Source organism: Streptomyces sp. NPDC041108 (assembly GCF_055592645.1).
Genome location: NZ_JBVIYK010000024.1, coordinates 47,712 through 61,442, shown reverse-complemented (window position 1 = coordinate 61,442; position 13,731 = coordinate 47,712). Strand labels below are relative to the sequence as shown.

Sequence of the window (13,731 nt, the reverse complement as noted above, 5' to 3'; positions counted from 1 at the left end):
CTCCAAGTCGTCGTAGGGGTGTTCGGCATGCTGCCGCGGGCCCGCGGCCTGTCAGGACTCCCCCTCCCCGTGCCACCGCCGCCACAGCGCCGCGTACGCGCCCTTCGCCGCCACCAGTTCCTCGTGCGTGCCGAGTTCGGTGAGCAGACCGTTCTCCATGACGGCCACGCGGTCCGCGTCGTGGGCGGTGTGGAGGCGGTGGGCGATGGCGATGACCGTGCGGCCGTGCAGGACGGCGGCGAGGGCGCGTTCGGTGTGGCGGGCGGTGGTGGGGTCCAGGAGGGCGGTGGCCTCGTCGAGGATGAGGGTGTGGGGGTCGGCGAGGACCACCCGGGCGAGCGCCAGCTGCTGGGCCTGGGGGCCGTCCGTGCGGCGGCCGCCCTCGCCGAGGCGGGTGTCGAGGCCGTCGGGAAGGTCGCGCACCCAGGCGTCCGCGCCCACGGCCGACAGCGCCGCCCACAACTCCGCGTCCGTGGCCGCCGGTTCGGCGATCAGCAGGTTGTCGCGGACCGTGCCCAGGAAGACATGGTGCTCCTGGGTGACCAGCACGACCTGGCGGCGCAGGCGTTCGGGGCCGAGGTCCACGACGGGGACCCCGCCGACCGTCACCGAGCCCTCCGTCGGCGCGTCGATACCGGCCAGGAGGCGGCTCAGGGTCGTCTTGCCGGCGCCGGACGGGCCGACCACCGCGAGCCGTTCGCCGGGCCGGACCGTCAGGTCCACGCCCCGCAGCACCTCGCCGCCCCGGTCGTACGCGTAGCGCACGCCCGCCACGTCGATACGGTCGTCCGCCGGCTCCGGGGTCTCGGCGGCCCCGGCGCGCGGGGCACCGGCCAGCCCCTCCACCCGGGCGAACGAGGCCCCGCTGCTCTGCAGCAGCTCCACCCGCATCAGGATCTCGTCGAGCGGACCGCTCAGCTGCTGCAGATACAGGGCCGCCGACACCACCGCGCCCAGACTGACCGAACCGCGCGCCAGCAGCATCCCGCCGAGGAGGAGGACCAGAACCTGCGGCACGAAGTACGAGACCTCCACGCCGGGGAAGAACACCGTGCGCAGGAAGAGGGTGTGGAACCGGCGCCGCCGGGAGACCTCCAGCGCGTCCCGGCTCGCGGTGATCCGGCGTCGCTCCAGCCGCAGCGCCTCCACCGTACGAGCCCCGGACGCGGTCGCCGCGACGATCTCCGCGACCTCCGACTGGGCCGCGCCCTCCGCGAGATACCCGGTACGCGCCCGGCGCAGATACCAGCGCAGCACCACCGCGATACCGCCGAGTCCGGAGAGCGCGCACAGCCCGAGCCGCGGGTCCAGCGCGAACACCGCGCCGATCAGGAACAACGCCTGCACCGAGCTGATCAGCAGCTCGGGTCCCACGTCCCGCAGCGTCCTGCCGACCGCGTCCACGTCCGCCGTGCCGCGCGCCGTCAGATCACCGGTCCCCGCCCGTTCCACCACCGACGCCGGCAGCGCCAGCGTCCGGTCCACGAACTCCTCCCGCACCCGCGCCAGCGTCCGCTCCCCGAACCGGTGCCCCACGTACCGGGCCCAGCGCGCCAGCAGCAACTGCGCCCCCGCGCACAGCAGGATCGCCACCGCCAGCCGGTCCACCGCTGCGACGCCGCCCCCGCCGCGCACCTCGTCGATGATCCGGCCCAGCAGCCACGGCCCGGCCAGCCCCAGCGCGGCCGCGGCCCCGTTCAGCCCCAGCACGGCGAGGAACGCCCGTCCGTCCGCCCGCACCAGCCGTACCGTGGCCCGCCGCACGGCGGCCCGGTCGGCGACGGGCAGCCGGCCCGTGGCAGGGGGTGTGAGTTCCGTGGTCACCGCAGGGCCTCCTCGACCGCGCTCTCGTCGGCGTCCCCTTCTTCCCCCGCGTCCCGTTCCTCCCCCGCGTCCCGCGCCACCAGCGCCCGGTATCCCGGCTCGCCCGCGAGGAGATCGCGGTGGGTGCCGCGGGCGGCGACCTTGCCGTCGACCAGGTGCAGGACGGTGTCCGCGTGATCGAGGACGAGGGGCGAGGTGGTGGTGACCAGGGTCGTACGGCCCGCACGGGCGGCCCGCAGCCGCTGCGCGACCCGCGCCTCGGTGTGGGCGTCGAGCGCCGACGTCGGCTCGACGGCGAGCAGGATCTCGGGATCGGCCACCAGCGCACGCGCCAGCCGTACCCGCTGGCGCTGACCGCCGGAGAGGTTGCCGCCCCGCGCGTCGACCGCCGCGTCCAGACCGTCGGCCAGGCCCTGGACGATGTCCTCGGCCACGGCCGCGTGCAACGCCCGCGCGGCCGCGGCGTCGTCGACGTCGCCGTGCCCGCCGAGCAGGTCCCGCAGCCGGCCCGCGAACAGGTCGGCCTCGTGATCGGCGACCAGGATCCGCGCGCGGACCTGCGCCAGCGGGATCGCGTCGAGCAGGGTTCCGCCCCAGGTCACCGCCGTCGGCGCGTACCGGCCGAGCCGGTCCACCACCGCCGCGGCGTCGGCCGGCCGGTCGGCGGCCAGCGCGACCAGCCGCCCCGGCGGCACCCGTACCCCAGACGCGGGGTCGTGCAGCGCCGAGGGTTCGGCGGGCGCGTCCGTGGTGCCGTGGTCCGGCAGCGGTTCCAGGGTGAGGAAGCGGATGACGCGCCGCGCGGCCACCACCCCGCGGCTGACCTCGTACCCCCAGTCGACGAAGTACGACACCGGCCGCACCAGCACGGTGACGTACCCGTACACCGCCACCAGCTCGCCGACCGTGATGGCCCCCTGGGCGGCGAGCCGGGCCGCGAGCCAGGTCACCACCGCGAGGAAGACCGTCGGCAGCCCCACCCCGAGCGCCTGCATCCAGCTGGTCACCGCCCCCACCCGGTAGCCCTGCGCCCGCAGCCGCTGCGAGTCCCGGTGGAACGCGTCGGCGACCAGCCCCTTGCCGCCGAGCCCGTTGAGCACACGCAGCCCGCCCGCGAGGTCCGCGATCCGCGCGGTCAGCACGCCCTGCCGCTCCCGGTACTCCGACTCCGTGCCCTGCAGCCGCCGCATCAGCGGACCCACGATCACGGCGATCAGCGGCATCCCCAGCAGCACCACCCCGGCGATGGGCAGGGACACCGACACCAGCAGCCCCGCGACCACGAGGTACGCGGCGAGCGCGCCGGCCCCCGGCCCGATGACCGTCAGCGAGGAGGAGATCGTCTGCACGTCGCCCACGCCGATCGTGACGACCTCCCCGGCGCCGACCCGGCGCGGCAGCGCCGCGCCCAGCCGGACGGCGTGCGCCATCACCACCTTCACCGTGCGGAAGTTGGCGTCCATCCGGACCCGGGTCATCGTGCGGTGGCGCATGATGCTCAGCCAGGCGTTGAAGGCGCCCACCCCGAAGAGCGCGGCCGTCCAGCCGACCAGCGCCGACCGGTCACCGGGTTCCAGCCCCTCGTCGATCGCGCGGGAGAGCAGGTACGGGGTGGCCGCGAGCAGCACCATCCACACACAGGAGATCAGCGAGCCGAGTGCGGAACGGCCCGCCTGTTGCTTGACCAGCCACCACAGATACCGGGCGCCGCCCCGGCAGTCGGGCGTGCCGGGGTCCTCGTACGCGTTGATCATCGGCCCCCGATTCGTGTGGATCCGTTCCGCCGGGTGAGTTCTTCCGGCACCGCTACGCCAGACTGTCCCGCCAGGCCCGGTGCAGGTCCGCGAACCTGCCGGTGCCCGCGATCAGGTCCGCCGGCGTGCCGTCCTCCACGATCCGGCCGTGTTCCATCACCAGGACGCGGTCGGCGATCGCGACCGTGGACAGCCGGTGGGCGATCACCACGGCCGTACGGCCGCGCAGGACCGTGGACATGGCCCGCTGGACCGCCCGCTCGCCCGGGACGTCGAGCGAGCTGGTCGCCTCGTCCAGGATGAGGACGGCCGGGTCGGCCAGCAACGCCCGTGCGAACGCCACGAGCTGGCGCTGTCCGGCGGAGATTCGGCCACCGCGCTTGCGTACGTCGGTGTCGTAGCCGTCGGGCAGGGCGGCGATGAAGTCATGGGCGCCGATGGCCTTGGCCGCCCGCTCGATGTCCTCGCGGCCGGCGTCGGGGCGGCCGAGGGAGATGTTCTCGGCGACCGTGCCGGAGAACAGGAACGACTCCTGCGTCACCATGATCACCCCGCGCCGCAGCTCGGGCACCGAGAGGTCGCGCAGGTCGACGCCGTCGAGGAGGACCCGCCCCGAGGAGGGGTCGTAGAACCGGGCCACCAGTTTGGCCAGGGTCGACTTGCCGGCGCCGGTGGACCCGACGACCGCCACCGTGCTGCCCGCCGCGAGCGTGAGGTCGAAGCGGGGCAGGATCTCGCCGCCGGTGCGGTAGGCGAACCGCACGTCGTCGAACACGACCTCGCGGCCCGGCATGTCGCGGGCCGCCGTCGGCAGCTCCTTCGGTGCGGCGGGCTCGGGCACCGACGGGGCCTGGGCCAGCAGACCGGCGATCTTCTCCAGCGAGGCCGCCGCCGACTGGTAGGAGTTGAGGAACATGCCGAGCCGGTCGATCGGGTCGTACAGCCGCCGCAGATACAGCACGGCCGCCGCCAGCACACCCAGCGCCAGCGTCTGCGAGGCCACCCGGTACGCGCCCCACAGCACGATCGCCGCGACCGTGATGTTGGCGACGACACGGGAGCAGACCACATAGCGGGCCATCTCCAGGATGGCGTCGCCGTTCCTGCGCTCGTGGAGCCGGTTCAGGGCGGCGAACTCCGTGTCGTTCGCGGCCTCGCGGCGGAACGCCCGCACCGGCCTGATGCCGTTCATCGTCTCCGCGAACTTCACGATCACCGCGGCGATCGCGGTGGACCGGGCCGTGTAGACGCCGGCCGCGCGCCGCCGGTACGTCCGCACGAACCCGTACAGCGGCACGAACGACGCCAGCGCGGCCGCGCCCAGCCCGAGGTCCAGCCAGAGCAGCATGGCCGAGATGTAGACGAAGGCGAGGATCACGCCGATGAGTTCCTGCAGACCCTCGTCGAGGAGTTCGCGCAGCGACTCGACGTCCGTGGTGGAGCGGGAGATGAGCCGGCCCGAGGTGTACCGCTCGTGGAAGTCGATGCTCAGGGCCTGCGCGTGGCGGAAGATCCGGCCGCGCAGATCCAGCAGCACGTCCTGGTTGACCCGCGCGGACGCCCCGATGAACGCGAACTGCAGCCCGCCGGCCGCCAGCGCGCACGCCAGATACCCGGCCGCCACCGCGATCAGCGGCCCGTGCCGGCCGTCCCGGAGCGCGGGTACGGCACTGTCGATGGCGTACGCCACCAGCAGCGGGCCCGCCTGCACCGCCGCCTGCTGGAGCAGGAGCAGCACGCTCGCGACGACCACCCGGGTGCGCATCGGCGCGAGCAGGGAGCGCAGCAGCGCGAGGGTGGCGCCCGGGGGAGTGGGCAGATCGTCGTGGTCGAACGGGTCGTCGGCGGACGCCTCGCGAGGGGCGGCGGACAGGCCGCCGCCGGCCGGCTTCTCCGGGGCGGCGGCCTGGACGGCCGTGCCCTCGGGTTCCTCGTTCGGTTCCTTGTCCGGCGCGGTGGTCATGGGCGCCGTCATCGCTCGTCCTCCTCGGTCCCGGACATCAGATGGGCGTACTCGGCGTTCGTGCGCAGCAGTTCCTGGTGGGTGCCCACCGCGGCGATCCGGCCCCCGGAGAGCAGGGCCACGCGGTCGGCGAGCAGCACCGTCGACGGGCGGTGCGCCACGATCAGCGCGGTCGTCTCCGCGAGCACGCGGCGCAGCGCCGCCTCCACCGCGGCCTCCGTGTGCACGTCGAGCGCCGACAACGGGTCGTCCAGCACCAGGAAGCGGGGACGGCCGACCACGGCCCGCGCCAGCGCGAGGCGCTGCCGCTGGCCGCCCGAGAGGCTCAGGCCCTGCTCGCCGACCTGCGTGGCGGTGCCCTGGGGGAGCGCGTGCGCGAACTCCGCCTGGGCGATGGCGAGGGCGCGGTCCAGCTCGGCCTCGCCCGCGTCCGGCCGGGCACCCATCAGGACGTTCTCACCGACGGTCGCCGAGAAGAGGGTGGGCTCCTCGAAGGCGACGGCGACCTTCGCGCGCAGTTCCTCGCGGGACATCCCGGTGATGTCCTCGCCGTCCAGCGTGATGCGGCCGGAGGTGACCTCGTGGAGGCGGGGGACGAGCGCGGTCAGGGTGGTCTTGCCGGAGCCGGTGGCGCCGACCAGGGCCATCGACTCGCCGGGGCGGATGTGGAGGTCGACGCGGTCGAGGGTCGGGGTGGTGCCGGGGGCGGCGTCGGGATACCGGAAGGTGACGTGGTGGAACCGCAGCCCGCCGCCGCCCCCGGATCCGGCGGTGACAGCGATGTCGGCGGAGGCGGAGGTGGCGGCGGAAGCGGAAGCGGAGTTGGAGACGGAGGCTGAGTTGGAGACGGACGTGGAGTTGGAGACGGACGTGGAGTTGGAGACGGACGTGGAGGCGTTACGCGCGGCGTCGGCCGACGACTCCGGCTCCTCGTCCATCACCTCGAAATACCGTTCCGTCGCCGTCGCCGCCTCCTGGCTCATCGCCAGCAGGAAGCCGATCGAGTCGACGGGCCAGCGCAGCGCGAGGGCGGTCGACAGGAACGCCACCAGCGTGCCCGCCGACAGGACACCGTCCGCGACCTGCACGACACCGAGGACGAGGGCCGCCCCGATCGCCAGCTCGGGGAGCGTGATGATGACGCCCCAGATCACCGACAGCAGACGGGCCTTGCGCAGCTCGGTGCCGCGCAGGGTCCGGGACAGCTCCCGGAAGGCCAGGGCCTGGCTGCGATGGCGTCCGAACCCCTTGATGATGCGGATCCCGAGGACGCTCTCCTCGACGACCGTGGTCAGGTCGCCCACCTGGTCCTGGGCCAGACGCGCGACCTTGGCGTACTTCCGCTCGAAGATCACGCAGGTGACCATCACGGGAATCGCCGGACCCAGGATGACCAGCCCGAGCGTCCAGTCCTGGAGCAGCATGATGATGACGCCGACCACGATGGTCACCGCGTTGACCAGCAGGAACGTCAGCGGGAAGGCGAGGAACATCCGCAGCAGCATCAGATCCGTCGTGCCGCGCGAGAGCAGCTGCCCGGAGGCCCAGCGGTCGTGGAACGCGACCGGCAGGCGCTGCAGATGACGGTAGAGATCCGCGCGCATGGACGCCTCCACCCCGGCGAGGGGCCGCGCCACCAGCCAGCGCCGTAACCCGAACAGCAGCGCCTCGGCCAGACCGAGCAGCAACAGGTACAGCGCCCCGAGCCACACACCCGCCGGGTCCCGGTCCGCGACCGGCCCGTCGACCATCCACTTCAGCACCAGCGGGATGAACAGGCCCACGCAGGAGGCGACTATCGCGACGAGCGCGGCCACGGACAGCCGCGCCCGCACGGGCCGCACATACGGCCACAACCGCAGCAGCGTGCGTACGGCGGACCGGCCCTCGGCCTTCTCGGGCGCCTGCGCCCTGTCGCAGTCCTCGGGCTCGGGGGCCGTCTCGGGTTCCAGGGTCCGGTCGGGTTCCTCGGGGGTTGCACGTGTCGTGGCCATCAGCAGCGAGCCTACGGATCGCCACTGACAACGCCCACCGAGTTTTGGCCGGACCGCTCTCGGCCGTCAGTCCTACGACCTCGCGCGGCCACGGACGCGTACGGAGAGACCGGCGAGGTCGTACCGGCACATCGACCGATCGGCTGATGCCCGTTCGAGCGCGATGGACGATGTGCGCACCCGCGCGCGGCCGGGATTCTCGACACATGCCACACACGTCGTCCGCATCCGTCATCGAGGTCACCGGCCTGACCAAGGCCTACGGCGGCCGCAACGTCGTCGACGGTGTCTCCTTCAGCGTCGCGGAGGGCGAGATCTTCGGGATCCTCGGCCCCAACGGCGCCGGCAAGACCACCACCGTCGAATGCGTCGAGGGCCTCCGGGTGCCCGACGCGGGCCGGGTCCGGATCGTCGGCCTCGACCCCGTAGCCGAGCACGAGGCCACCCGCCGGGTGCTCGGCGCGCAGCTCCAGTCCTCGCCCGCACGCACATCACCGCCCACCAACTCCGCGTCGCCGACGCCACGTTGGACGACGCGTTCCTCGACCTGACGAAGGCGGACCCGAAGGCCGCCGCGCAGGCCGACAGCAAGCCGGGCACCCAGGAGGCCGCCGCATGAGCACCACCCTCGTCAACACCGCCGTCCTGCGGACCGAGGCCCGCCTCCTCCGCAGGGAACCCGGCAGCCTCTTCTGGATGCTGGGATTCCCTACCCTCCTGCTGGTGCTTCACGGCGGTCCGCGCGGCGGCCGAGGGCCGCACCGTGCTCTCCCCGGCCGTCGCCTCCCGGCTGGTGACGGCCGTCCGCACCCCGCGCGCCCCCGGCGGCGAACCCCTCTCCGCCCGCGAGCGCGAAGTCCTCGCCCTGGTGGCCAGGGGCACCGCCAACCGCGAGATCGCCCGTGAACTCTTCATCAGCGAGGCGACGGTCAAGACCCCTCTCACCCATCTCTACGCCGAGCTGGGGGTCAAGGACCGGGCCGCCGCGGTGGCCACCGCCTACGAACGGGGCATCCTCGGCTGACCCGGGACACCGGACCGCTCACCCCAGCACCCGCAGCAGCAGCACACACCGTGCCGGGACGATCACCTCCGCCCCCGCCTCGTGCACCTCCCCCACCGGCTCCCCCTGCTCCTCCCGCGAGGTGTCGACCACCACCTCGTACCGCTGCGCCCACGGCGTGCCCGGCAGGACGAAGCCGGCCGGCCGGTCGCCGGCGTGCAGGACGATGAGGAAGCTGTCGTCGAGGATCGGTGCGCCCCGGGCGTCGCGGCCGGGGATGTCGCGGCCGGAGAGGTACATACCGAGGGTCGCGGCCGGCGCGTACCAGTCCCGTTCGGTCATCTCGGCGCCGCGTGCCGTGAACCAGGCCAGGTCCCGCAGCCCGTCCGCCGAGTGGGCCCGGCCGGAGAAGAACGCCCGGCGGCGCAGCACCGGATGCGCGTGGCGCAGCGCGATCAGCCGGGCCGTCAGATCGAAGAGGCCCTTCCAGGCCGGGTCCTCCAGCAGCCCCCAGTCGACCCAGCTGATCTCGTTGTCCTGGCAGTAGGCGTTGTTGTTGCCCCCCTGCGTGCGGCCCAGCTCGTCGCCGGCGACCAGCATCGGCACGCCCGTGGACAGCAGCAGCGTCGTCAGCAGGTTCCGCAACTGCCGTCGCCGCAGGGCCCGTACGCCCTCGTCGTCCGTCTCGCCCTCGGCTCCGCAGTTCCAGGACCGGTTGTCGTCCGAGCCGTCCCGGTTCCCCTCCCCGTTCGCCTCGTTGTGCTTGCGCTCGTACGACACCAGGTCGCGGAGCGTGAAACCGTCGTGCGCGGTGATGAAGTTGACCGAGGCGTAGGGCCGGCGGCCGCCCCACGCGTACAGGTCGCTCGACCCCGACAGCCGGTAGCCGAGATCCCGTACGTCCGGCAGCGCGCCCCGCCAGAAGTCCCGTACCGCGCCCCGGTAGCGGTCGTTCCACTCCGTCCACAGGGGCGGGAAGGCGCCCACCTGGTAGCCGCCCGAGCCCACGTCCCACGGCTCGGCGATCAGCTTCACCCGTCGCAGGACCGGGTCCTGGGCGATGACGGCGAGGAACGGGGAGAGCATGTCGACGTCGTGCATGGAGCGGGCGAGGGCCGCCGCCAGATCGAAACGGAAGCCGTCCACCCCCATCTCCGTCACCCAGTACCGCAGCGAGTCGGTGATCAGCCGCAGGACGTGCGGCTGGACCACGTGCAGCGTGTTCCCGCAGCCCGTGTAGTCCGCGTAGCGCCGCGCGTCGCTCTGCAGGCGGTAGTAGCCCCGGTTGTCGATGCCGCGCAGCGACAGGCTCGGACCGCGCTCGTCGGCCTCGGCCGTGTGGTTGTAGACCACGTCGAGGACGACCTCGATACCGGCGGCGTGCAGCGCCCGCACCATCCGCCGGAACTCCCCGACCTGCTGCCCGGCCGTGCCCGACGAGGAGTACGCCGCGTGCGGGGCGAAGTAGCCGACCGAGTTGTAGCCCCAGTAGTTGCGCATGCCCCGGCGCAGCAGATGGTCCTCGTGGGCGAACTGGTGCACGGGCAGCAGCTCCACCGCCGTCACCCCCAGCTTCACCAGGTGCTCGATCGCGGCGGGGTGGGCCAGACCGGCGTACGTGCCGCGCAGCTCCTCGGGGACGCCCGGGTGGGTCATGGTGAAGCCGCGTACGTGCAGTTCGTAGATGACCGAGTCCGCCCAGGGCGTCTTCGGTCGTCGGTCGTCGGTCCATTCGTCGTCGGGGGCGTCGTCGTGCACGACGACGCCCTTCGGGACGTGCGGCGCCGAGTCCCGTTCGTCGCGCACGGTGTCGGCGACGTGCTGCTCGGGCCAGTCCCGGACGTGTGCGTACACCTCCGGCGGCAGACCGAACTCGCCGTCCACGGCACGCGCGTACGGGTCCAGGAGGAGCTTCGCCGGGTTCCAGCGGGCGCCGGTCCACGGGTCCCAGCGGCCGTGCACGCGGTAGCCGTACCGCTGCCCGGGCAGGACACCGGGCACGAAGCCGTGCCAGATCTCGTGCGTCAGCTCGGTCAGCCGCAGCCGGGTCTCCTCGCCCGCCGCGGAGAACAGACACAGCTCGACGGCCTCCGCCCCGCCGGCCCACAGCGCGAAGTTGGTGCCCGCGACCCCGTCGGGGCCCACCCGGAACCGCGCTCCGAGCGGCGTCGGCGTCCCCGGCCACACGGGCCTCGTCCCCGGCGACGGCTCCTCGCGCCGGCCCCCGTTCAGCACGACGGCCGGACGCGCGGCCGGCACCCCGCGCGTCCCCGTCACTTCCTCCTGCTCGGCTGCGCTCGACACCTCAGGCCTCCCGCGGCTCGGTGGGCGACGGGAAGGGGGAGCCGGCCGTCCCCGCGCCGCTCCCCATCACGTCGTCCTCCCAAGTGTTCTGCCCAGAGCACGCCTCGCACTCACGTTTCCCGGGGGCGTGCGCCGTCGTTGGGCCGCACGTGAACCACGCACAGACGCACGCGCGCCGCGCCGTGGCCGCCCTGGCCGCCGCGCTCACCTGGGCGGCCCTGCTGGCCGGAGCCGCAGGATGCACCACCGGGCCGCCGCTGACCAGCGGAAAGGCACCCGACGACACGATCAGGGTCACTCCGGAGGACGGCAGCAAGGGCGTGCGCCCGGAGCGTCGTCTCGAAGTGCGGGTGCCCAGCGGGCGCCTGGAGTCCGTCAAGGTGGTGAAGTCGCAGGACGCGCAGGAGTCACCCGTGCCGGGCCGAATGTCCGCCGACGGGCTGACCTGGCGCCCCACCGGCTCACCGAAGCTCGCGCTGGCCGCCCGGTACACCGTCGACGCGGTCGCTCTCGACGGCCACGGCCGCCGCTCGGCCCGGCACGTCACCTTCACCACCTACGTCCCCGACGAGCGCTTCATCGCCTACGTGACGCCCGAGAACCGGGCCACCGTCGGCACCGGCATGATCGTCTCCCTGGAGTTCAACCGGGAGATCGAGGACCGCGCGGCCGTCGAACGCGCCGTCGACGTGACCGCCGAACCCGCCGTCGAGGTCCGCCCGCACTGGTTCGGCGCCGGGCGCCTCGACTTCCGTCCCGAGACGTACTGGAGGCCCGGCACCCGGGTCACCGTCGGTCTGCGGCTGCGGGACGTCGAGGGCGCGCCCGGCGTCTACGGCCAGCAGTACAAGACGTTCTCCTTCACCGTCGGCCGGCACCAGGTCAGCGTGGTCGACGCGGCGCGGCACACCATGCGCGTGGAACGCGGCGACGGCGTGCTCGCCACGCTCCCCATCACGGCCGGGGCGCCGAGGACGACGACGTACAACGGGAAGATGGTCGTCACCGAGATGCTGGAGGTGACCCGGATGAACGGCGCCACCGTCGGCTTCCGCAAGGCCGACGGCAAGGGCGAGTACGACATCCCCGACGTCCCGCACGCCATGCGCCTCACCACCTCGGGCACCTTCCTGCACGGCAACTACTGGGCCCCGGACGCCTTCGGCAGGGCCAACGTCAGCCATGGCTGCGTCGGCCTGCGCGATGTGAAGGGCGGCGATTCGGGCACGCCCGCGGGCTGGTTCTTCGACCGCAGTCTCGTCGGGGACGTCGTCGAGGTCGTCAACAGCACTGACAAAAAGGTCTCTCCGGACAATGGTCTCGGAGGGTGGAACATGGGGTGGAAGGAATGGAAAGCGGGTGCTGCGGTGAAGTAGACGGACATAGCCCGGACATGGGGGGTGCGCGCGTGATCATCGAAGTTGGGACTGAACGGTGACATACGCCGAGGCCAATTCATCCCGATCATCTGGTTAATGTTCGTGCGTACGCGCGCTCTGCGCGTAGGGGTGCGGGCCTGATCAGGCCGTGCGAGGGGAGAACAGAGAGTTGAACGGGCGACCGATATCGGGGGCGTCGGTTGGCGCGCGGACGCGGCGGCGCAAGGGGGCCCTGGCCGTGCTGCCGGTCCTGATGCTGCTCGCGGTCACCGCGTGCGGCGGGGGCGGGGGTTCGGGCACCGGCTCCGACGGCGACAAGGGGAAGGGCTCCGACAGGACCGCCTCCGACAAGACGGCCACCAAGGCATCGGAGGCCGTGGTCTCCATCGCGCCGAAGAACGGCGCCGACTCCGTGGCCACCAGCGGTGCCCTCGAGGTGAACGCCACCAAGGGCAAGCTGTCCGAGGTCACGGTCGAGAACGACAAGGGCGCGAAGATCGCCGGCGAGATATCCGCCGACGGCGCCAGCTGGACGCCGTCGACCCACCTCAACTCGGCCACCGAGTACAAGGTGCACGCCGTCGCGAAGGACTCCGAGGGGCGTGAGGCGGCCGAGGACTCGTCGTTCACCACGCTGACCCCGAAGAACACCTTCGTCGGCATCTTCACCCCCGAGGACGGCTCGAAGGTCGGCGTCGGCATGCCGTTCTCGATCCGCTTCACCCGGGGCATCACGGCCCCCGACGCCGTCGAGAAGGCCATCACCGTCAAGACCGAGCCGCCCGTCGACGTCGAGGGCCACTGGTTCGGCAACGACCGCCTCGACTTCCGTCCGGAGAAGTACTGGAAGGCCGGCACCAAGGTCACCGTCGACCTCAACCTCGACGGCGTCGAGGGCCGCGACGGCGTCTACGGCGAGCAGAGCAAGAAGGTCTCCTTCACCATCGGCCGCAGCCAGGTCTCCGTGGTCGACGTCAAGAAGCTCACCATGAAGGTGAAGCGCGACGGCAAGGTCATCAAGACCATCCCGGTCACCACCGGCCAGCCCGGCATGGAGACCTGGAACGGCCAGATGGTCATCAGCGAGCGCCTGCGCGTGACCCGGATGAACGGCGAGACCGTCGGCTACGGCGGCGAGTACGACATCAAGGACGTGCCGGACGCGATGCGCCTGACCAACTCGGGCACCTTCATCCACGGCAACTACTGGGGTGGCGGCGCCTTCGGCAACTACAACGCCAGCCACGGCTGCATCGGACTGCGCGACACCCGCGGCGGCTACGACCGCAAGGCGCCGGGCGCCTGGTTCTTCGACCACTCCATGGTCGGCGACGTCGTGGTCGTGAAGAACTCCAACGACCGGATCGTGGACCCGGACAACGGCTACAACGGCTGGAACATGGACTGGGACAAGTGGAAGGCGTAGGCGCCACCGCCTGACGGCCCGAATCCGCGACGCACGGCCCCGGTGTGATGTACGGCACCGGGGCCGTTGCCGTTAGTCGCCGTT

The 13,731-nt window shown here is 72.7% G+C and carries 7 protein-coding genes and 2 pseudogenes; 4 read left to right on the top strand and 5 right to left on the bottom strand.

Features of this window, described 5'->3' with window-relative positions; all coding sequences use genetic code 11:
• Nucleotides 1-51 precede the first annotated feature (51 nt).
• From ACZ6BB_RS38500 to ACZ6BB_RS38485, 4 genes are read right to left on the bottom strand one after another with little or no spacing between them, the layout of a single operon-like run.
• On the bottom strand, nucleotides 52-1,824 hold the full coding sequence (locus ACZ6BB_RS38500; protein WP_471619760.1) for an ABC transporter ATP-binding protein: 1,773 nt from the start codon (nucleotides 1,822-1,824) through the stop codon (nucleotides 52-54).
• Nucleotides 1,821-3,578 carry an ABC transporter ATP-binding protein gene (locus tag ACZ6BB_RS38495; protein WP_471619759.1) on the bottom strand — a complete coding sequence of 586 codons (1,758 nt, stop codon included), beginning with the start codon at nucleotides 3,576-3,578 and terminating at the stop codon, nucleotides 1,821-1,823. Before ACZ6BB_RS38495 ends, ACZ6BB_RS38500 begins: the two co-directional genes overlap by 4 nt.
• A 52-nt stretch (nucleotides 3,579-3,630) precedes the next feature.
• Complete coding sequence (locus ACZ6BB_RS38490; protein WP_471619758.1) at nucleotides 3,631-5,553, bottom strand: ABC transporter ATP-binding protein; 1,923 nt, start codon at nucleotides 5,551-5,553, stop codon at nucleotides 3,631-3,633.
• Entirely contained in the window at nucleotides 5,550-7,535 is a 1,986-nt protein-coding gene (locus tag ACZ6BB_RS38485; protein ID WP_471619757.1) for an ABC transporter ATP-binding protein, read from the bottom strand. The genes ACZ6BB_RS38490 and ACZ6BB_RS38485 overlap by 4 nt, the downstream gene beginning before the upstream one ends.
• A gap of 206 nt (nucleotides 7,536-7,741) precedes the next feature.
• On the opposite strand from ACZ6BB_RS38485, the pseudogene ACZ6BB_RS38480 reads away from it, so the two are divergent.
• Nucleotides 7,742-8,014 (top strand): annotated as a pseudogene (locus ACZ6BB_RS38480) (ATP-binding cassette domain-containing protein); the annotation flags it as partial.
• 242 nt (nucleotides 8,015-8,256) lie between these two features.
• A pseudogene (locus tag ACZ6BB_RS38475) lies at nucleotides 8,257-8,559 on the top strand (response regulator transcription factor); the annotation flags it as partial.
• An 18-nt stretch (nucleotides 8,560-8,577) separates the two neighbouring features.
• On the opposite strand, the gene glgX reads toward ACZ6BB_RS38475, so the two are convergent.
• Complete coding sequence (glgX, locus tag ACZ6BB_RS38470) at nucleotides 8,578-10,842, bottom strand: glycogen debranching protein GlgX (RefSeq protein ID WP_471619756.1); 2,265 nt, start codon at nucleotides 10,840-10,842, stop codon at nucleotides 8,578-8,580.
• 149 nt (nucleotides 10,843-10,991) lie between these two features.
• On the opposite strand from glgX, the gene ACZ6BB_RS38465 reads away from it, so the two are divergent.
• Both ACZ6BB_RS38465 and ACZ6BB_RS38460 read left to right on the top strand, forming a co-directional pair.
• Nucleotides 10,992-12,218 (top strand): L,D-transpeptidase, encoded by a 1,227-nt coding sequence (locus ACZ6BB_RS38465; RefSeq protein WP_471619755.1) that lies wholly within the window; start codon nucleotides 10,992-10,994, stop codon nucleotides 12,216-12,218.
• A gap of 172 nt (nucleotides 12,219-12,390) precedes the next feature.
• Nucleotides 12,391-13,647 carry a L,D-transpeptidase gene (locus ACZ6BB_RS38460; RefSeq protein ID WP_471619754.1) on the top strand — a complete coding sequence of 419 codons (1,257 nt, stop codon included), beginning with the start codon at nucleotides 12,391-12,393 and terminating at the stop codon, nucleotides 13,645-13,647.
• Nucleotides 13,648-13,731 lie beyond the last annotated feature (84 nt).